Origin of the sequence: Pseudoalteromonas sp. CNAT2-18.1, assembly GCF_022347865.1 — a bacterium.
Taxonomy (GTDB): Bacteria; Pseudomonadota; Gammaproteobacteria; order Enterobacterales; family Alteromonadaceae; genus Pseudoalteromonas; species Pseudoalteromonas ruthenica.
In genome coordinates this window covers 294,156-313,752 of sequence record NZ_JAKRFR010000003.1, presented here as the reverse complement: position 1 = coordinate 313,752, position 19,597 = coordinate 294,156, and the positions used below count along the sequence as shown (strand labels likewise).

Sequence of the window (19,597 nt, the reverse complement as noted above, 5' to 3'; positions counted from 1 at the left end):
ACCTTTCCTAAACTTCGTCAAAGAAATCTTCATCTATCTTTTTAATATGCAATACATCTTCATCTCGACTGCCGATGTTATAGCGCAGCATGAGTTTGGCTAGCTCTTTACCATTAATTAAGACGATTCGAGTGCCTAGATTGTTTGCTGTTTCTTGTGCTGATGATGTGAAATCTGATGTTGTGATAAAAATACCTTTTTGCGCACGTTTAAGATTTAGCGCTCCAAAAAAATCTCTAATATCGCCAGAACTCACATTATTACCTTCGGCATAACGTTTGGCTTGAATATAAATTTGATCAACGCCAAGAGGGTCTTGGTCGATTACGCCATCTACGCCATTGTCGCCGGTTTTACCAAGTGCATGGGCTGCACCTTCATCTGTACCGCCATATCCCATTGCGACGAGAAGCTCAATCAACAGGTCTTCAAAAAACGCTGGGGTGACTTTACGGGTCCTATCGAGAATATCTTGCGCTAATGCATCGTTAATCTTTTTGTAGGCGGCTCTAAGTGCTTCATCAGGGGTAATGTCTGTGGCTGACTCTACATCAACGCTAGGCGCATCTGATTCATTTGTCTTTTGCTTAAATGCGACAAATTCATCAAATTGCTTTAGATAGTCATTATCAATTTTAACACTAGGATCTTGCAAAGCTGATATACCACGAGCGGTGATCACAAAATGTGCTCGTCGTGTGGTTTCAAGCAAGCCTGCTTTGGTTAGGTAAGTCCTAGCCCAACCAACACGGTTATCAAGAATAGATTGTCTGCCGCTTGGCAGTGTCTCTTCACGTTCGGCTTCAGTTAGACTGAACTTATCAGCTAACTGATTTATCACATCGCGTAACCTAACTTCTTTACCATCAGCTTGATGAGCAATTTCAAGAAAGGGGCGCATGAATTCTTGATAACTAGGGATCATATAACGTCCTTATTTATTCTTTTGGTTGAGGACTCTTTTGTTCTTCAATCCACTTTTCCAAATCTACGCGCTTAAAGCGCCAACTTCCACCTACCTTAAAACCAGGCAATTTACCTTCAATTACAAGACGATATGCCGTCTTTTCATTTAGCTTAAGGTAGGTGGCGACCTCTTTAATAGTAAGTATTTCGTCTGTCATTGGACTATCTCAATAATGAACTTAATTACAATATGAGAAAATCGCGGAAGTAACAAGAAATACACTTTGTCTTACTAGTTTCGAGTGCCGCTATAAGGTTTATTAAAGAAAAGTATGGTTCTCAGGTCCTGCATAGCACTCAACAAGATCCTCGCTTTTGCACCCCAACCTTGAACTCACCCTCACGTATGGTTTGGCGGATTTTTTGCCCGAGCAAATACAATGCGCGGTGCATCCCACAGCGAGGGCAGTAAGATAATAGAGACCGGCACGGCGGTGACCACTATAAACGCTTGCAGTTTGTCGATACCGCCAGAGCCTATGATGATTAAAATACTGCCCATCAAGCCCATGGCTATCCCCCAAAATACCCGAATGGGCACGGCGGGGTGCTCTGAACGTGAGGTCGAAACCGACAATACATAGGTCATCGAATCCCCCGTAGTGGCGACAAATGTCAGGGTTAGAATTAAAAACAGGAAAGACACTAACCCGCCTAGTGGCAAGGCCTGAGTGATGGCAATTAATGCTGCAGGAAGGTTAAAACCAGCAAACGCTTTGGAAATAGTATCGGCTTGTTCTAGTTCGAGGCTTAACCCGGTGCCACCGACGATGGTAAACCAGAACATGGTAATAAGCGGAGCCACGATACACAGCATAATAATAATGGCGCGAATAGAGCGGCCACGACTAATGCGCGCGATAAAAATGGCCATCATCGGGCCGTATCCTAAAAACCAGCCCCAAAAGAACACTGTCCACCAACCAAGCCAGCCGGCATCATTAAATAATCCTGCCTCGCCCCGGTATAAGGCCATATCAAAAAAGTGGCTTAAATGGGTGATAAGGCCGCTAAAAAAGCTCGTGAAAATAAATGAGGTGGCTCCCGCAACCAATATAAATGCCAGTAACACCAGCGCAAGTAACATGTTCAAACGACTGAGTATCTGAATGCCTTTGGTAACCCCAGAGACGGCCGACATCACGAAAATAAAAGTTAGCACGCCTATCACGCTTACTTGGGTGAGCGTGGTATCGGGAATGGCAAATAACGCATTCAAGCCATAGCTTACCTGTAAGCCTAAAAAGCCGATTGGCCCCACGGTACCGGCCACCACAGCCACAATACACACGGCATCGGCGATAACGGCAATGGGCCCACTCAGGGCTTTTTCTTTAAATACCGGGTAGAGCAAAGTGCGTGGTGCTAAAGGCAAGCCTTTATCATAGTGATAATGCATCAGCATAATGGTGGTTAAACTACCGAGTATGGCCCAAGCCAGAAAGCCCCAATGCAAGTATGACTGGGCCAAAGCGTAGGGCACCGCCTCTGGGGTTGCCGCCGCGACGTGGTTAAATTGGGGCGGCACGGATAAAAAGTGAGCCATAGGCTCTCCGGCGGCCCAAAATACGCCCCCGCCCGCGAGCAGAGTGCACATAATCATGGCTCCCCATTGGAATAACGAAAATTCCGGGGCGGCTAAGTTGCCAATACGCTGTTTGGCTGCGGGCAACATGGCAGTGGCGATGGCAATGATAAAGGTGGCTAATAACAACAACTGCCAGTACAAGCCAAAATACTTAGCCGACCAAGCAAAGCTGGCATCAACCCACTGCGATAGGGTCTTGAGGTCGAACAGGGCAAAAAGGCAAAAGCAGATGATGAATCCGGCGCTGAGTAAAAATAGAGGTGCGTCGACACCGAGGCGGTTGAGTTTAGTGCTGGTTAAATTGATTGTGCTTCCCCAATTACGCGTTTAGCAAAGGTTCATTGCCCTTTGTCACGCTTAGGTGGGTAACAAAAACCAATGGTGTATAGCCCTTATTATAACGTGGCACAGAAACATCATGCCAATGTTTGCTGCAATTGCTGTTGCGCTATCTCGCGTTATGGTTATCGCAGCATAATGCTATTTAGCTCAAATAGCGCTCGGCTTAGATTGCAGCTGCTATAGTGAAAGCGACGTAAAACCATAATAAAAAGGTAAATTTATGAAGCTAAACAGGATATTAGCAAGTGCTGCATGGGGCTGTGCAGTGTTTGCGGCCAGTGCCCATGCCACAGTGCTAATGCAGCCCACGTCGGTGCCCGGTGGCGACTATCCCGCGTTACATCAAGGGCAATATGCGGCAAATATCACCCCAGCCAATGAGGTGCTTGGCTTTGACGTGGGTCAGCGCACCGCCACGCCAGCGCAAATTACTGAGCTGGTAAATAAGTGGGCCGAGCAAAGTGATAAAGCAAAAATCGTTGAGTACGCCCGCAGTTATGAAGGGCGCCCGTTGCATTATTTAATGATTAGCTCAGCAAAGAATCTGGCCAATATTGATGAAATTAAAGCGAATATTAGTAAACTCAGCGAACCGGACGCGCTCTCATCATCACAAATAGATACTCTCATTGATTCGACTCCAGGTACGGCATGGATGGCCTACAGTATCCATGGCAATGAATCTTCCGGTGCGGATGCATCTTTAGCGCTTATTTACCAATTACTTGCCTCACAAGACTCAGAGATAGAATCGCTCCTAGATGATTTGGTGATACTGGTCGACCCATTAATGAACCCCGATGGTCGCGCCCGATTTACTAAACGCCTGCAAGAAAGCCGCAGTGCCGCGCCTAACTTTGACACGCAATCACTGCTGCACAGCGGTTCATGGCCATTTGGGCGGACTAACCATTATTACTTCGACCTCAATCGCGATTTTTACTTTGCCGTAAATCCAGAATCAAAGGGTCGTATACAAGCCATCAATGAATGGTTTCCGCAACTGATGATCGATGGCCATGAAATGGGTGCCTTAGACACCTTTTTAATGGGCCCGCCGCGTGAACCGCTGAACGTGAATATTCCCACCAGTACGCGTAAATGGAGCAAGGTATTTGCCGGCGATCACGCCAGCGCCTTTGATGATAAAAACTGGCCTTATTACACCGGCGAGTGGTTTGAAAACCTCTACCCGGGTTATTCCAACTATGCCGAGTACAAAGGGACGGTACATATTCTATATGAACAAGCACGTACCGCAGAAGATGGCGTGCGCTTAAAAAATGGCAATGTGCGTAGTTACAAAGAGTCTGTTGATCATCAATATATTAGCTCTTTGGCTAACCTTAAGACCCTGCAACAGCACAGTAAAGCTATGTACCGTGACTTTGTCAGTAACCGCTTAGCGCATATTGACCCCGACGGAAAATATGGTGAGCGCAGTTTTGTTATTCTCCCGACCGATAATACCGCGCGCCTGCACAAGCTATTGGATATCCTTGATTTACAGGGCATCGATTATTATGCAACCACTGAAGAGCTTAAGGTACGCAAGGCCAAAAACCACCTCGGGCAGGTGCGTGATGCGACCATCCCTAAGGGCGCTATTGTCATCCCCAATCGCCAGTATGATGCGCCGTTACTGGCAACCATCATGGAGTTTGACGCTGAGTTAAGTGATGCGGTGCTATTGGAGGAGCGACAAAAGACCCTGCGTGATGGCAGCTCAATTATGTATGACACCACCGCGTGGAATGTATCGATGATGTTTGGTCTGCCGGCATTGGAAGTACCTGAACACCTTGATGATGATCTCACCACCTACCAGCGCCCCAGCGAAGCCGGTGTACAACCTCGTGATAATGCCATTGCTTATGTTGTTGATGGCGCCAGCGATGCCTCTGTGGCGTTTGCCGCGCGCTTACTTGAGCAGGGCGTAAAAGTGCGCGTATTGGCTAAGCCGGGTGTGTTTAACGACACCCGCTTCAACCGAGGCTCGGTGGTGGTCAATAATTATGATAACACCCTAGAGGGCGGCGAATTGAGCGCCTTATTGGATAAGGTGGCAAAGGAAGTCGGCGTGTCTGCCATCGCCATAGACCAAGGTTTGGGTAAAGGAGACTTACCCGATATTGGCGGCGAAAACTTTAAGTTATTGAAAGCACCAAAAATAGCCTTTATTAGCCAAAATGGCATTGCTCCGGGCGATATTGGCTCGATGTGGCATATGCTTGATACCGAGCTTGGTATTCGTCATAGCCATTTAAGCCAAGAGATGCTCTCTTACAGCGATCTTCGTGGCTACAATGTCATCATTGTCCCTAGTCGTTGGTATGGTGAGTTATCGAAAAGCCATATTAGCGCGTTGGACAAGTGGGTTGCGCAGGGCGGCACCTTAATCGTTAATGGTAACTCGGCTGCGCAATTAGCCACAGCAGAAGACTTCTCAAAAGTGGCGCTGTTGAAGCAGAGCTTTGATAAGGCCGATGAGTATGATCTGGCGCTGATGCGCGAGTGGCAAGCCAAGCAGCAGCGTATCGCCAATGCTGATTTGATTAATGCCCATAAGGTTTCTGCACAATTGCGTTTCCCTTGGGATAAAAGCGACGATGTGAAGCCTTTGAACAAGGAGCAGCTTGAGCGCTGGCATGATTGGAGTGCTGCATTTATGCCTTCTGGGGCGATAGTCGCTGGGCGCACAGATCAAAAACATTGGCTCAGCTATGGGGTTGAGCAGCAGCTGCCGGTATTAGCTGGTGATGTGCCTTTGTTTATGGCCAAGCAAGGTGTTGATGCGGTAGTGCGCTACGGTGTGCTGCAAGAAAATAGTAAGGCCGAGCAGCGCATGATTGGCTGGGCGACCATTCCGCAAGGGCAAGACTTGTACGTGCGTATGAGTGGTTTGTTGTGGCCTGAAGCGGCGCAGCGAATGAGTAATGCCGCTTACCTTACGCGCGAGAAAAAGGGCAATGGCCAAGTGATCATGTTTGCCAATATGCCTAACTTCCGTGGTGCCACTAAAGGCACCGCACGGTTACTGCTCAATGCCATTGTCTACGGCCCTGGGCTAGGCACTGATGCGGTAATTCAACTTTAAACTGGGATGTTTTTAACGAAGCCGAGTACCATGCTCGGCTTTTTTGTGCCCTGCAACTAGGACCAGATGGTGAGTGCTGGGTAACCATTATTGTATATTCCTATTACTTGGCCAGTGCCTGGAACTTACCAAAAGACACCTGCCAGCTTATTTTACGCCACCATGATCACCACTTTTTTAGTAGCTGCCAAGATGAAACTTTGCGTATGACTATGGCAACGCTGAAAATGGCGGAAAACTTCGTGCATTTACAGCGGCGGTTTTCACCGTCTCAGGATTGGCAGTACTTTGAGGCGTCGGCCTTAGCCGTGCTCGACCTCTAAAATGACGGTTACCTCGATATTAAAGATGATGTCGAAGAGTACTTTATAGACAAGCAACTGTAACCTTTAAATACCTGGCTAAGCTGTTTTTTGTTGCTTGGCTTTGTGTCATAAAGGCTCTACACTTGGCCGCCTTAGTAACCCTGAGCGCGCTATTTTGTTCCACTCTTCTATCGGTATTTTCGACTCTGGCGTGGGTGGTCTTGCCATTGCCCAACAAGTGCGACAATTGCTGCCCCAGTATGATATTCACTATGTTGCGGACAGTGGCTTTATGCCCTATGGCGACAAAAGCCCCGAGCAAGTGATATCAAGGTGCTCGCGTATTACTTCTTACTTATGCGAGCATGGGGCCAGTGCGATTGTTTTGGCTTGCAATACTGCGACGATGGCAGCCATTGATACTTTGCGAGCACAATTCACGCTGCCTATTGTGGGTGTTGAACCCGGCGTGAAACCGGCATTATCATTGAGCAAAACCAAGGTGGTTGGGGTGTTAGCAACACCCAATACCGTGGCTTCGCCACGATTCATTCAATTGTGTCAACGCCAAGGCGAGGCCTCGGGGCGTATTATTTTCCAACCTTGCCCTGAGCTGGCAGGCACCATAGAGCAATTGCAACTGAGTGGCAAAAAGGTGGAGCAACTGCTGCACGGCTACGCGCAGCCCTTGATTGACCAAGGCGCCGATGTGTTGGTGATGGGTTGCACACACTATGCCTTTATTGCTCCTGTTTTGCGAAAGCTATATGGCCCACACATTGATGTGCTGACCACCGAGCAAGCGGTGGCCCTGCAACTGCAACGGTGCTTACCCAGCCAAGCAATTAATCCGGCCTCTAAAGTGGGGAAAACACGCTTCGCAACTTCCGCTTGCCCCGACTATTTTCATCATCAGCTGCGGTGTTTATGGCCGCAAAACGTCTCTATAGAGGTGATTTCACTGCCATTTTAAGCTGGCGCTCAGGCTTGCCATTTTATTGCCATAATTGCCCTTCATTTTTCCTTTTTTGCTCCCCTTTGTTGCCACTGTGTCTTGTTTTAATAACTCCTAAGCAAGACAGCACAGTCACCAACCACTTTGTTGCTTGCAATACACCAACCAAATTAAGTATTGAAGGATGAAGACGATGAAAAAACAACTACTTGCAACTGCACTTATTTCGACCCTAATGGCTGCACCAGCGATGGCGAAAGAGAAAAAAGAAATGGCCTCAGAAACTGCATGGGGACTTGGCACGGGCGCAACCATTGGTGCCGTAGTCGGTGGCCCGATTGGCGCTTTCGCAGGCGCATTTATCGGCGGCATCATCGGCGAGAAAGAAGCTGCAGAGAACACCGTTGAATCACAACAAGTGATGCTCAGCCAATATAAAGACACAGACCAACAACTGCGTAGCACCTTAGACCGTAACCGTTCACTGACGGCGCAAATCGACGCATTAGAAAATGAACAAAACCGCTTAGAACAAGCGCGCATTGATAACTTACTGGCAATGACGGTGCAATTTCGCTCGGGTTCGTCGCGTATCGAGCCACATTTCGCCGAGCAGCTCGACCAGCTCGCTTTAATCCTTAAGCGTAAGCCAGAACTGAGTCTGAACTTGAACGGCTATGCCGATGTTCAGGGCGATGAAAGCGCAAACCTGAGTTTATCACAGCGTCGTGCTGATGCAGTGCAGGCTTACCTTGTTGACCAAGGCGTGAGTGGCGAACAACTCTATGCTCAAGGCTATGGTGAGCAGAAACTGGTCGATAACGGCAATGAATATGAAACTAACTTCTTCGATCGTCGCGTAACATTAACGGCCCGTGGTGCGACGCAAAGCCAAATGGCTAAAAACTAAGTTTGCCAATCATCACGAGGACCCGATTATGTTGAGTAGTCCTAGCAAAGTGCTCACAGCTCTCGCTGTGGGCCTTTTTTCTCTACTTCTATGTTCGCCAGCTTTAGCCAGTAATGATAGTCATGCAGACAACAAAGCGCAGCTGCGCTTAAGTGATGCCCATGGCACCCATGTAGCGCCCGGAGTGTTACTGAATACGCAAGCAAAAATGCGTATTACTGGGTTAATTAACCATGTTGAGGTAACGCAAACTTTTATCAATCGTCACCCGTTTGCGGTCAATGCCCAGTATGTGTTTCCGCTACCCAGTGAGAGTGCGGTACACGCCATGGTTATGACTGTGGGAGAGCGCAAAATTGTCGGTAAAATTGCTGAGAAACAAGCGGCAGAGCGTCAGTATCAAGCGGCTAAACGTGCCGGTAAGCGTGCGGCTCTAGTTAACCAGCAACGTGCCAATATGTTTACCTCGCGACTGGCCAATCTTGGCCCCGGTGAGCAAGTACGCATTACCTTGCAGTATCAAGAAATGGTGTCTTTACGCGATGCCCAGCTCAGCGTGCGTTTGCCGATGACCTTCACGCCTCGTTATCACCCAAGGCAATATCGTCTTGATGGTGCTGATAAGGTTGCAACGCTTAGCAGCCCTGAACTAGAAACGACTGCAGGGGCGACTGCAGGGGCGACCGCAGGGGCGACTGTAAGTAAGGCAGCAGAGTTAGCGTCAGGCTGGATGAGCCCGCGTTTTGTTCAACAAGCCACCGGTCAGCAGCCACTGACCAATACACAGCCGAAGTTGCAGTTACAGGTAGATATCGATTTTGGCCTCGCATTGCACAGCATTCGCACCCCTCATTATAAGGCGGATATTCGCAACCCTAGCTTTGGTCGTTACCAGCTTTTAGTGAGCGACGAAAGTATGAACCGCGATTTTGTGCTGCGCGCCAAAGTGGAGCAAAGCGACAAAGCACGTGCCGCTTTCTTTAGGCAGACAGCGCAAAGTGGTGATTATGGGCTGTTAATGCTACTCCCACCAAGCGATGAATTTAGTGCTCAGCAGCGTTTAGCGCGAGAGCTCATTTTCGTGATTGACAGTTCCGGCTCAATGCATGGCAGCTCCATGCAGGCGGCAAAGCAGGCGCTGTTTTATGCGCTGGACAACATGAATGAAAATGACAGCTTTAATATCATCGACTTTGACTCTACGGCGCGTTTATTCCGACCCAGTGCCGTGGCGGCTAATGAGTTTAACCGCAATGAGGCAGAGCGATTTGTTTATAACCTTGACGCCGATGGCGGCACCGAAATAGCCGGTGCGTTGCATCACGCGCTAGACGCCAAGCAACACCCGGGGTTTGTTCGTCAGGTGGTGTTTTTGACCGATGGTAGCGTGAGTAATGAGCAAGCGCTGTTTGATTTGATCAAAGCGCGATTAGGCGATAGCCGTTTATTTACGGTGGGCATCGGCAGCGCGCCCAATAGCTACTTTATGCGCCGTGCTGCGCAAGTGGGTCGTGGTAGCTACACCTTTATTAGTGATGGCTCTGAGGTGCAAGCGCAAATGCAAGCATTGATAGCACGCCTTGCCAACCCTGCACTGAGAGACTTGCATCTCGCTGGGGCGCGCAGTGGTGAATTAGACTACTGGCCCAAACCCTTACCGGATCTTTATTTTGGCGAGCCGTTAATGGTGGCAATTAAGCTCGACAGTCAGCAGCAAGGTATCCACATTAACGCCACGTCGCAACATGGTCCATTACGTCTGAGTATGCCAATGCATGAGAGTGCGCGTAATTATGAGCGTAGCGAAGCCATTGCGAGAGTCTGGGCGCGTCAACAAATAGCGTCACTGTTACTTTATAATGAACAGCAAACGGTGCGTGAGCAAGTCTTGGAATTAGCGCTAGAGCATCAGCTGTTAAGCCCATTCACCGCCTTTATCGCGGTTGATGAAACGCCAGCTAAAAGCCCGGCAATGCATGATGAGCAAGTACCTAACCCTGTGGCCCAGGGGCAGCGTCTTATGCGTTTTGCGCAAACAGATGGTCAATCATTGTGGCATGTACTACTGGGCATGATGCTGATGGTGATTGCATCCGCTTGGCTTAAAGTGCGAGGTCAACATGGGTAAACAGAGGGGGCGTTACGCCCTTTATGGGGTGTTTGCACTGGGGTTGTTGCTCTTTACTCAAGGGGGCTATGTACAAGCCAAGGCATGGTTGGCTCAGCACCTTATTGAGCGGGCTTGGCAGCAAAGCTTGATACGCCAAGGCGCCGCAGTCGCGCCTTGGTATTATGCTGATACCCATGTGGTGGCAAAGCTCAGTGTGCCGGACTTAGCGCTTGAGCGCTATGTGCTGGCCGGAGCCAGCGGCCGAAATTTGGCGTTCGGCCCCGCTCATGCTTTGGCCTCGAGCCCATTGGGCAGTGATGGTAGCAGCGTGATTGCTGCGCATAATGATACCCACTTTGCTTTTTTACGCCATGTGCAGGTGGGCGACATACTGGTGTTGTCGCTCGCTGATGGTCGTCAATTAAGTTATCGCATTGAGCAAAAACAAGTGGTGCACCAGGAGCAGACCGCAGCGGCCAGTGCTCCCGGTTTGCATCTGGTGACGTGCTACCCTTTTAATTCGCCCGCCTCTGGCACGGATTTGCGCTTGTTAGTTTCTGCCTCATTGATTTCTTCCTCTTCCAAGTCAACGACAATCGCCTGATGTCGTTGGCTTATCATCACCCCAGCGAACACCACGGCAATGCTTAACCATTGACCCAGAGTCAGTACCTCGCTGAGCACAATGGCAGAGAGCAACAGGGTAAAAATAGGGATCAAGTTTGAGTAGGCGGCGGCAGTGAGCACCGATACTTTACTGATGGCATAGTTATACATGCCATAGCCGCCAAGGGTTACAAAGGTGCCTAAATAGAGGATATGAGCAAAGGCAATGGGATCATGGTTCTGCGGCACTTCTACAAAAAGCAAAAATGGCGCAAAGAACAGCGAGCCTGCTAACCCTTGCAAAGCAATCAAGCTCAGCGGTGAGTAGCGCGCCGCGAGGTGTTTTACGCTCACAGTGTAATAAGCGGCGCAGAGCATCGCCAGTAGCTCTAGGGTGTTGCCAACAATGGGGTTGGGCGCATGCTCAGAGGCAGGAGAGAGCATAGTGAGCAAAATACTGCCACCGATACACAGCGTAAAGCCGACAATAATGGCGCGGCTGATACGCTCCTTGAGCATAAAAAATGCCAGTACAGCGACAATCAGCGGTAAACACGACACAATCACCCCTGCCTGTGATGCTGAGGTGTGCTCCATAGCGTGGCCTTCGAATAGAAAATACAGGCAAGGCTCGGCTAAACTCATCGACACTAGGTACTTCCAGTCACCCTGGCGATAATCAAAACGCGTAATAAAACGCCACAGGCATAGGCTTACGGCTAGAGTGGTGAGCATACGCAAGAAAATAACCACAGCTGGGTCGTACACGCCAATGGCATACTTTAGCGAGATAAAAGAACTGCCCCATAAGAAGGTGGCAATAATTAAACATAAGCTTGCAGGCATAAACAAACGTGGGGTTAAGCAAAATTGCGGCGATGCTAGCACACTTGAATTAATTTAACTTGTTTGTGCGCCTAGTCCTAGGGTAATAATTAGTCATCATTTCCACAAAGTGAAGCAATTAAGTGCAAACTATTGTCGTTAAGTTGGGCACCAGCGTGCTGACCAATCATGGCCGAGGCCTAGATAAAGCGCACATGGTTGATTTAGTGCGTCAGTGCGCGCAATTGAAGCAACAAGGCCATCGTATAATTATCGTCACCAGCGGGGCGATTGCAGCGGGGCGAGAATTATTGGGCCGCCAACCTGGTACTGAGACCTTGGCACAAAAGCAGATGTTAGCTGCTATCGGGCAAAGCCAGCTGCTGCATACCTGGCAAAGCCTATTTGCGCTTTATTCAATTGCCGTGGGACAAATGTTACTGACACAAGCGGATTTAGAAAACCGCGAGCGCTACCTCAATGCTCGTGATGCGTTGCTAGCTATATTGCAAGAGGGAGCGGTACCCATCATCAATGAGAACGATGCCGTCGCAACCACACAAATTAAAGTGGGCGACAATGACAACCTCTCCGCTAAGGTAGCCATATTAGCTCGCGCTGATACCTTGTTGTTGCTAACTGATCAGCCTGGATTATTCACCGCCGATCCGCGCAGCCACCCCGATGCCGAGCTGATTGCGGAAATCCGCCATATTGATGATCAGGTAAAGGCGTTAGCAGGAGGTTCAGGCAGCACCGTGGGCACAGGGGGGATGGCTACTAAGCTTGAAGCTGCGAGTATTGCCCGTCACGGTGGTGTGGATGTGGTGATCAGTGCAGGACACGGCCAGAATGTCATTATAAATTGTTTGCAGCAGCAAACAGGCACCCGGGTATTGAGCTTAAAAGCACCTCGGCGCAGTCGCAAGCTGTGGTTGCTAGCAGGGCCGATGAGCAAAGCCAAGGTGGTGCTTGATGGCGGTGCGGCAGCAGCGATTGCAAAAGGTGGGGCCAGTGTACTTCTGGTTGGTATAACGCAATTAAAGGGGCCGTTTAGTCGTGGTGATGTCATCACTTTGTGTGACGAGCAAGGGCTTAACTTAGGCAAAGGCGTGGCGAGATATGACAGTGTGGCTGTGGCCCAATTGCTGGCTCATAAAGAGCAAACTATCGTCGAAACCTTGGGCTACAGTAATGGCGCTATGCTGGTGCATCGCGATGATTTTATCAATTTCACTGACAGTGTTTAGCCTGCACACAGTCATTGTGCACTGGGCACAGAACCCTTTTTGTTCGTCTACACTTAGGAGAATCAAGCAGCAAAACAAGCGCCTATGCAAAGTAACTCCTGTGGTCATCAATGGATCATTCGTCTAACGCAGCAACAAAGTGAACGTGCGTTGGATGCAGCGCTTATTGATATACTTAGCCAGGTGTTTGCCGATAACAATTTTGCTCTGTACATGAATAAACAATTTACTTCGCAGGGCCACATACGATGTAGCTATTCAGGGGGCTCAGCAGCAATACTCAATGATGAACAAGCTCAGCAGTTAGTGGCAAAAATTGATGCTGAGCGCATGCGCATTAGTGGTAGCCAAGGACAATATGTGTACTTTCCTATCTACCATCTTGGTGCAGTGATAGGTTTTGTGCAAAGCAGCAGTGACTTCGCGCTGACGCATGATTCCCCCTTCGTGATCACTAATATTCTTAATATTTACGCCAACCAGCTGTATTTGCTGTATCGCTCGCGATTAGACCCACTCACTGAACTGCTTAACCGGCAAACTTTTGACTCTCAGGTGATGGACATCATCAATGGCGACGGCTTCGCTGAGCGCCGTGACAATGAACTTGAGCGCCAATGGTATCTTGCCATGTTCGATATTGACCACTTTAAACGCGTTAATGATACCTACGGCCATGTGATTGGTGATGAAGTTATTATTCTCGTAGCGCGAATTTTAAAGCAGAGCTTTCGCAGTGAGGATTATGTGTTTCGCTATGGAGGCGAAGAGTTCGCCGTGCTATTGCTGTGCGATAATAAAGACCAAGCGATGCAAGTGTTAGAGCGACTGCGCGCAACTGTGGCAGATTTTACCTTTCCGCAGGTGAAAAGGTTGACTATTAGCACTGGTTTTTGTGCTTTTGATAACACCTCAATGGTCCCTGAGCTGGTGCATAAAGCCGACCTAGCTCTTTACAATGCGAAAAATAATGGCCGCAACCAAGTGGTCGATTTCCATAGCTTAAATATTCCTGATAATCCCAAGGGTGCAGGCGACGATGATCTAGACGACGATATGTTGGAGCTATTTTAACCACTTTCAGAGCGTGCTAAACTCTGCGCCGAATTTTTCTGTTTGAGAGTGCTTATGAAGTTTGTACGTTGGTTGCTAGGCCGTATTATTTTGTTCTTTAATTTTGTCTTTACTCCGCGCAGTAAAAAACGTCCTGCTGAAGCGCAGCAGCAGTTAGATGCGCAAACCGCGAATATGGCATTGTATCAGTTTCACGCCTGTCCTTTTTGTGTCAAAGTACGCCGCGCGATTAAGCGTAACGGCCTAAAAATACAAACGCGGGACGCTAAAAACAATGACATTTACCGCCAAGAGCTTGCTGAGCAAGGGGGCAAAGTAAAAGTGCCATGTTTACGTATTGAACAAGACCAGCAGGTGCGCTGGTTGTATGAATCATCCGACATTGTTGCCTACCTTGATGATTTAGCTGCTTAAGCAACCATTCTATTTATCGTTAACGCCGCAATTGCGGCGTTTTCCACTACGAAGTTTTGCCCCTTTGTGCTAGCATTTGCAGCAAATTTTTGTTGCTAATTGAAAGAGAAGCTAGCATGACTGACCACACCTGTGTTCGCACCCGTGTTGCCCCTTCACCTACGGGTGACCCGCACCTAGGCACTGCCTATATTGCCCTGTTTAACTACTGTTTTGCCAAGCAGCAAGGCGGTGAATTCGTATTGCGTATCGAAGACACTGACCAAGTGCGCAGTACCGCAGAATCAGAACAGGCGATCATGGACAGCCTACAATGGCTAGGCCTGCAATGGGATCATGGACCGGATGTCGGTGGTGAGTTTGGCCCATACCGTCAGTCAGAGCGCTCAGAGCTTTATAAAAAGTATGCGCACCAGCTCGTGGAGCAGGGCAAAGCTTTTTATTGTTTTGCCAGTGCCGAAGAGCTTGAGCAAATGCGTGAGCAGCAAATGGCCGAAGGCTTGCGTCCTAAGTACGATGGGCGTGGGTTACTTTTGAGCGAAGAAGAAATTCAAGCCAACCTGGATGCTGGTAAGCCTTATGTGATCCGCATGAAAATACCGGAGCAAGGCACCTTTACTTTCAATGACTATTTGCGTGGTGAGATTGAAATCCCATGGGAAAATGTCGATATGCAGGTGTTATTGAAGCAAGATGGTTTCCCTACTTACTTCTTAGCTAACGTGGTGGACGACCACCACATGCAGATTAGTCATATTTTCCGTGGTGAAGAGTGGATTAACTCGGCACCAAAGCTACTGAAACTATATGAAGATTTTGGTTGGCAAGCGCCGGTATTAGGGCATTTACCTTTGCTGCGTAACCCTGATAAGTCAAAGCTTTCAAAGCGCAAAAACCCAACGTCTATTAATTACTACAAGGAAATGGGCTTCCTTCCTGAGGCCGTATTGAATTACTTGGGTCGTATGGGTTGGTCGATGCCTGATGAGCGAGAAAAGTTTACCCTCGCTGAGATGATTGAACACTTTGATATGAAACGTGTTTCTTTGGGTGGTCCGGTATTCGATGTGGAAAAGCTAAAGTGGCTTAATGGCACTTGGTTGCGTGAAGAGTTTAGCGATGAGCAACTGATTACGCGTTTTGTCGACTGGAAATATAACGCTAATATGCTAAAGCGCATACTACCTGAAGCGAAAACCCGTATTGATACACTCTCTGACTTAGTCGACTTGGCCGGGCATTTTGTCGCCGGGATGCCTGAATATGACCCTGCGCTATTAACCGATGGTAAAGCGCCAGAAGATGTGGTGCGCCAAGCACTGCAGTTCTTTATTTGGGAGTTGGAAACACTGCGCACCTGGGAAAAGTCAGCGATCTTTGCTATTGCGAAAAAAGTGGCGACCTTCCATGAATTGAAGATCAAAGACTTTTTAGAGCCTATTTTTGTTGCTATTACGGGCAAGAAGTCATCTACATCGGTGATTGATGCGATGGAAATTCTTGGCTCTGATATGTCGCGAGCACGGTTGCGTGTAGCGCTAGGGCACATCGGTGTATCTAAGAAGCAAGCGAAGAAACTAGAAAAAGCCTACCGCGATTTTAATTAAGCATTGGCAAAAAGACAGCCGCAGCCTGTTATGCTGCGGCTTTTTTGTGCCTTTTTTCCATAAATTGCAACAGATTCGACCTCTCTATGCGTAAATTTTGTTACACTGCCGCAGTTTTTTTGAACTAAAGCAGAGCAGGTATGTTAGAGCAGTTTTATCAAGACTTTGGTACCCATGTGTGCATTTCTCGTGAGCAAGGCAGTCGATTTGCCAAAGCGGTCGCCGATGACTTCAACCCGTTACATGATGTCGAGGCGAAGAAATTTTGCGTGCCTGGGGATTTACTGTTCTCGGTGGTACTCGATAAATATGGAATTAATGAGCAAATGCACTTCACCTTCGCCAATATGGTCGATGAGGGTGTAAAGCTAAGCATGCCGCAAGGAGAAGCACAGTTCGATATTAAAGACGGCGACAAATGCTATCTAAGCGTGCAGCGTGAGGGCGAAAACAGCCAATGTAAAATCCTGACCAATGCGCTGATCAAAAACTATGTTGAATTCTCGGGAAAGGCCTTTCCCCATGTGGTTGTGCCACTGATGGCAAAGCAAGGTGTAATGATTAACCCTGCGCGGCCAATGATCATTTATGAATCAATGAGTATTCATATGGACACTCTAGCAGTAACAGCTCCTGAACTGCGCGAAGCCGAGCATGTATTTACCTACGAAGGTAAGCGCGGCAAGATTATTTTGCGCTTTGATTTACTGGCTCAGGGTGAAGTCGTGGGTCGTGGAGAAAAGCATATGCTGGTCTCGGGAATTCGTGAGTATTGTCAGGACACGGTGGATGAACTGATACGCGGCTATAACGAACGCAAAGCGGCATTGAAACCGTAATAAAGCACAGATAGAAAAGCGCCTCAAGGCGCTTTTTTTGTCTTTTTTCGCATCCAGTGACATTTGGCACAGGTCGAATGGGGTGTTGCTCTTTACAGTGGCATTTCAATCACATCACAGGATACGAACAATGAAAAAAGTATTGAACGCTGCCTGGTTCTTGTTAGTCGCCGTGCAGGCTCAGGCCGAGCAGTCTACTCAATGGCAGGTCACCCTCGGTGCTGGCGGAGCCATTATCACAACCCCTTGGGCTGGAATGGCAACACAACATCAGTCACTGCCGTTTGTAAGTGCTCAATATGGACGTTGGCGCTTTGGTGTTGACCAAGGGTTGGTGAGCTACCGCGTGTTGGATAGCCAAGTCGATATTGATATGGGTCTTAACTTTCGCGACCCCAGCTACGACAGTGTTTTGTTATATAAGAGCGACCTTTCTGACGACCCTGTATTCACCTCTTATGATGACCCTAATGGCGAGCTGGTCGCAACTATGGCGCTCAACTATCATGGCTTCTCGGCCCGTTTTGCCCAAGATATTAGCAATGAATCCAGTTCGCTGGCGGCAAACGTTTCCTACACGCTGTCTCCTTGGGAGTTGAGTGACAAGCTCCGGGTACACACAAGATTCGGAGTTCGGTTGCTCAGTGAAGATTATACCCAACACTTTTATGGTGTAAGTAAGGTGCAAGCTGCCCCACAGTATGGGCGCACGGAGTATCACTCCCAAGGCGCTATCAACCCTTTTGCACGTGTTGCCTTGAGTTATCAATTCGCACCGCAATGGCAGGCAGTAGCCGCTTACCGAAGCGAATTCTGGGACGATGAAATTTATCACAGCCCTTTAGTATCGACACATTATACGCACCAGTTAATGGTCTTTTTTACTTATCGGCTGCGTTAGTGCAGTGTTGCAACAGTTGCTGCCAAAAACGGCTACCTTTACGCCGAGCCAAACGAATGTTGTTTTCGGGAATACTTTCAGGGTCATCGTACTGTGCGAGTGCCTGCTCCATACTGTGTTCGCGAATAATATGTAAGGCCGGGTAGGGCGCGCGATTAGTGCAATTTGCGGCATCCTCCGGCTCGGCGTCAGCAAATACATAGTGCGGATGAAAGTGGGCTAATTGATAGGTGCCCTCAAAGCCCTGTGCAACTAATAAAGCATTAGCTAAATCTATCAGCTCGAGAAAATCATCAAAGTCGTTAAAACCCTTAGCAAAAATCACCAAGGTGGTTTCAATGTCGCTATCGTTATCAAGCACACGACACTGCTCTAGGGTGTCAAGCACCGCCTCATCAACGCTAACGGCATCACTGGGATGATAATGAATGCGTTGGCTTTCGACTTCTTTGCGAGCAAACGGGCAAAAGTTGTATTTAACAATGACCGCACTGACCCATTCACGCATGGCTGCAACACAGTTAGACATCAGTGTATTCCTCTATAATCGCCAATGTTTTCGCTATCGCCCCTTGGTTTTTCTTCACTACATTAAGACCTATCGCGCCCATTTGTTGGCGCTTATGAGGGTCATGGCTGAGTGCAATCAGTTGTGCTGCTAAGTTATCGGCTTGCACTTGCTGCGCACCGCCTTGGTTGATGAGCTCTGGGTAAACGTGGGCAAAGTTGAAAGTATGGGGGCCAGTTAAAACTGGAATGGCGTGGGCGCACGCTTCTAATGGATTGTGTCCGCCGCGCGCGATAAGACTGCCGCCGATAAAAGCGAGGTCAGCGCAGCCATAAAGCATGGTCAGCTCTCCTAGGGTATCTGCGAGCATGACGCTCTGCCCTTGGCAGTCGTTGTGACTACGACGACAAAAATCATAATTCTGCTGTTTAAGCACGGTGGCAACATTGTCAAATTGCTCCGGATGACGCGGGGCAATGATCAGTAAAGCCGAGGGCTGTTGCTTCAGTAATTCCTGATGTGCTTGAAGGAGTAATTCCGGCTCGCAAGGGTGAGTGGAGCCGGCAATCCAAACAAAGGGTTTATTGAACTTGTGACGCAATTGCTGAGCTTGTTGCTGGTGCTTTTCGCTGACGGTGATATCGAACTTGATGGAACCGGTAACATGCACTTTATGCTGGGCCAGACCCAGCTTTACAAATCGCTCGGCGTCATCATGATGGTGGCAGGCAAGCACATCAATATGGCGCATTATATCTCGAGTGAGGGGGGCTACTTTGGCATATCCGTTGGCGGATTTCGCCGACAGCCGCGCGTTAATAATCACGGTCGCTAAACCTGCTTGTTTCGCCTGCTTTAATAAGTTCGGCCACAGCTCGGTCTCTATTATAGACAGTACTTTTGCTTGTGTACGACGGATAAAGCGCCGTTGACACCAAGGCAAATCGAACGGTAAGTAGCAGCAGCTTAAACGTTCTTGGCTTATGGCGTCGGCGAATAAAGTGGTGATTTGCTCACGCCCGGTGGGGGTGTTGCAAGTAATGATTAAGCGGTACTTGGCACCGAGCAAGGCTTTTATCAGTGGTGCGCTGGCAAGCACTTCACCGACTGAGGCGCAATGCAAAATAATATCGCCAGTGGCCTGAGCGTAGCCAAAGCGCTCGCCAAAGTGTTGGCGATAACCAGGGTTCTTACGACCACGTAAACAATATAAGTATACCCAGGCTATGGGGATCAGTAGTACTAAAACAAGCGAATAAAGAAAACGGGCAAACACGATAAAGCCTAATTGTGAAATTCG

At 48.6% G+C, this 19,597-nt stretch carries 18 protein-coding genes; 12 read left to right on the top strand and 6 right to left on the bottom strand.

What is annotated here, in order from left to right; translation table 11 throughout:
• Positions 1-7: 7 nt before the first annotated feature.
• The 3 genes from MHM94_RS08300 to MHM94_RS08290 all read right to left on the bottom strand — a co-directional run bounded on the left by MHM94_RS08300 (position 8) and on the right by MHM94_RS08290 (position 2,860).
• The gene (locus MHM94_RS08300) at positions 8-925 is read right to left on the bottom strand and encodes a restriction endonuclease (RefSeq protein WP_235419305.1); all 918 of its coding nucleotides are present in this window, start codon (positions 923-925) and stop codon (positions 8-10) included.
• 13 nt (positions 926-938) lie between these two features.
• Entirely contained in the window at positions 939-1,124 is a 186-nt protein-coding gene (locus MHM94_RS08295; protein ID WP_235419306.1) for a helix-turn-helix domain-containing protein, read from the bottom strand.
• Positions 1,125-1,306: 182 nt separating this feature from the next.
• Positions 1,307-2,860, bottom strand: coding sequence for a BCCT family transporter (locus tag MHM94_RS08290; protein WP_328283189.1), 1,554 nt, complete (start codon positions 2,858-2,860; stop codon positions 1,307-1,309).
• Positions 2,861-3,116: 256 nt separating this feature from the next.
• On the opposite strand from MHM94_RS08290, the gene MHM94_RS08285 reads away from it, so the two are divergent.
• From MHM94_RS08285 to MHM94_RS08260, 6 genes are all read left to right on the top strand, one after another.
• Positions 3,117-5,993 (top strand): M14 family metallopeptidase, encoded by a 2,877-nt coding sequence (locus MHM94_RS08285; RefSeq protein ID WP_235419307.1) that lies wholly within the window; start codon positions 3,117-3,119, stop codon positions 5,991-5,993.
• Between the two features lie 107 nt (positions 5,994-6,100).
• Positions 6,101-6,316 carry a hypothetical protein gene (locus tag MHM94_RS08280; RefSeq protein WP_235419308.1) on the top strand — a complete coding sequence of 72 codons (216 nt, stop codon included), beginning with the start codon at positions 6,101-6,103 and terminating at the stop codon, positions 6,314-6,316.
• Between the two features lie 97 nt (positions 6,317-6,413).
• A complete protein-coding gene (murI, locus tag MHM94_RS08275; RefSeq protein ID WP_235419309.1) occupies positions 6,414-7,271 on the top strand; it encodes a glutamate racemase in 858 nt (285 codons plus the stop codon).
• A gap of 175 nt (positions 7,272-7,446) precedes the next feature.
• Positions 7,447-8,163: a sortase-associated OmpA-like protein PdsO gene (gene pdsO, locus MHM94_RS08270; RefSeq protein WP_022946505.1), complete on the top strand. Its 717-nt coding sequence runs from the start codon at positions 7,447-7,449 to the stop codon at positions 8,161-8,163.
• Between the two features lie 28 nt (positions 8,164-8,191).
• On the top strand, positions 8,192-10,291 hold the full coding sequence (locus MHM94_RS08265; protein WP_235419310.1) for a marine proteobacterial sortase target protein: 2,100 nt from the start codon (positions 8,192-8,194) through the stop codon (positions 10,289-10,291).
• Positions 10,284-10,877, top strand: coding sequence for a class GN sortase (locus MHM94_RS08260; protein ID WP_235419311.1), 594 nt, complete (start codon positions 10,284-10,286; stop codon positions 10,875-10,877). Before MHM94_RS08265 ends, MHM94_RS08260 begins: the two co-directional genes overlap by 8 nt.
• Here MHM94_RS08260 and MHM94_RS08255 read toward each other — a convergent pair.
• On the bottom strand, positions 10,781-11,725 hold the full coding sequence (locus tag MHM94_RS08255; protein WP_045979711.1) for a DMT family transporter: 945 nt from the start codon (positions 11,723-11,725) through the stop codon (positions 10,781-10,783). The two genes, MHM94_RS08260 and MHM94_RS08255, sit on opposite strands and share 97 nt — an antisense overlap.
• 122 nt (positions 11,726-11,847) lie before the next feature.
• On the opposite strand from MHM94_RS08255, the gene proB reads away from it, so the two are divergent.
• From proB to MHM94_RS08225, 6 genes are all read left to right on the top strand, one after another.
• On the top strand, positions 11,848-12,954 hold the full coding sequence (gene proB, locus MHM94_RS08250) for a glutamate 5-kinase (RefSeq protein ID WP_235419312.1): 1,107 nt from the start codon (positions 11,848-11,850) through the stop codon (positions 12,952-12,954).
• A gap of 84 nt (positions 12,955-13,038) precedes the next feature.
• Positions 13,039-14,028 (top strand): GGDEF domain-containing protein, encoded by a 990-nt coding sequence (locus MHM94_RS08245; RefSeq protein ID WP_235419313.1) that lies wholly within the window; start codon positions 13,039-13,041, stop codon positions 14,026-14,028.
• Between the two features lie 54 nt (positions 14,029-14,082).
• Entirely contained in the window at positions 14,083-14,442 is a 360-nt protein-coding gene (locus MHM94_RS08240; protein WP_235419314.1) for a glutaredoxin, read from the top strand.
• 116 nt (positions 14,443-14,558) lie between these two features.
• Positions 14,559-16,049, top strand: coding sequence for a glutamate--tRNA ligase (gene gltX / locus MHM94_RS08235; protein ID WP_235419315.1), 1,491 nt, complete (start codon positions 14,559-14,561; stop codon positions 16,047-16,049).
• Between the two features lie 140 nt (positions 16,050-16,189).
• Positions 16,190-16,888: a DUF3581 family protein gene (locus tag MHM94_RS08230; RefSeq protein WP_235419316.1), complete on the top strand. Its 699-nt coding sequence runs from the start codon at positions 16,190-16,192 to the stop codon at positions 16,886-16,888.
• A 130-nt stretch (positions 16,889-17,018) separates the two neighbouring features.
• Positions 17,019-17,789 (top strand): MipA/OmpV family protein, encoded by a 771-nt coding sequence (locus MHM94_RS08225; protein ID WP_235419317.1) that lies wholly within the window; start codon positions 17,019-17,021, stop codon positions 17,787-17,789.
• Here MHM94_RS08225 and MHM94_RS08220 read toward each other — a convergent pair.
• Complete coding sequence (locus MHM94_RS08220) at positions 17,770-18,318, bottom strand: DUF1415 domain-containing protein (RefSeq protein ID WP_235419318.1); 549 nt, start codon at positions 18,316-18,318, stop codon at positions 17,770-17,772. The genes MHM94_RS08225 and MHM94_RS08220 overlap by 20 nt on opposite strands.
• Entirely contained in the window at positions 18,311-19,573 is a 1,263-nt protein-coding gene (gene waaA / locus MHM94_RS08215; protein WP_235419439.1) for a lipid IV(A) 3-deoxy-D-manno-octulosonic acid transferase, read from the bottom strand. Before waaA ends, MHM94_RS08220 begins: the two co-directional genes overlap by 8 nt.
• Positions 19,574-19,597 lie beyond the last annotated feature (24 nt).

Coding starts and splice junctions, on each gene's coding strand:
- MHM94_RS08245 (WP_235419313.1), top strand. CDS start 13,039: ATGCAAAGTAACTCCTGTGGTCATCAATGGATCATTCGTCTAACGCAG.
- MHM94_RS08295 (WP_235419306.1), bottom strand. CDS start 1,124: ATGACAGACGAAATACTTACTATTAAAGAGGTCGCCACCTACCTTAAG.
- MHM94_RS08300 (WP_235419305.1), bottom strand. CDS start 925: ATGATCCCTAGTTATCAAGAATTCATGCGCCCCTTTCTTGAAATTGCT.
- MHM94_RS08225 (WP_235419317.1), top strand. CDS start 17,019: ATGAAAAAAGTATTGAACGCTGCCTGGTTCTTGTTAGTCGCCGTGCAG.
- gltX (WP_235419315.1), top strand. CDS start 14,559: ATGACTGACCACACCTGTGTTCGCACCCGTGTTGCCCCTTCACCTACG.
- MHM94_RS08220 (WP_235419318.1), bottom strand. CDS start 18,318: ATGTCTAACTGTGTTGCAGCCATGCGTGAATGGGTCAGTGCGGTCATT.
- pdsO (WP_022946505.1), top strand. CDS start 7,447: ATGAAAAAACAACTACTTGCAACTGCACTTATTTCGACCCTAATGGCT.
- MHM94_RS08285 (WP_235419307.1), top strand. CDS start 3,117: ATGAAGCTAAACAGGATATTAGCAAGTGCTGCATGGGGCTGTGCAGTG.
- MHM94_RS08255 (WP_045979711.1), bottom strand. CDS start 11,725: ATGCCTGCAAGCTTATGTTTAATTATTGCCACCTTCTTATGGGGCAGT.
- MHM94_RS08240 (WP_235419314.1), top strand. CDS start 14,083: ATGAAGTTTGTACGTTGGTTGCTAGGCCGTATTATTTTGTTCTTTAAT.
- MHM94_RS08260 (WP_235419311.1), top strand. CDS start 10,284: ATGGGTAAACAGAGGGGGCGTTACGCCCTTTATGGGGTGTTTGCACTG.
- MHM94_RS08265 (WP_235419310.1), top strand. CDS start 8,192: ATGTTGAGTAGTCCTAGCAAAGTGCTCACAGCTCTCGCTGTGGGCCTT.
- MHM94_RS08230 (WP_235419316.1), top strand. CDS start 16,190: ATGTTAGAGCAGTTTTATCAAGACTTTGGTACCCATGTGTGCATTTCT.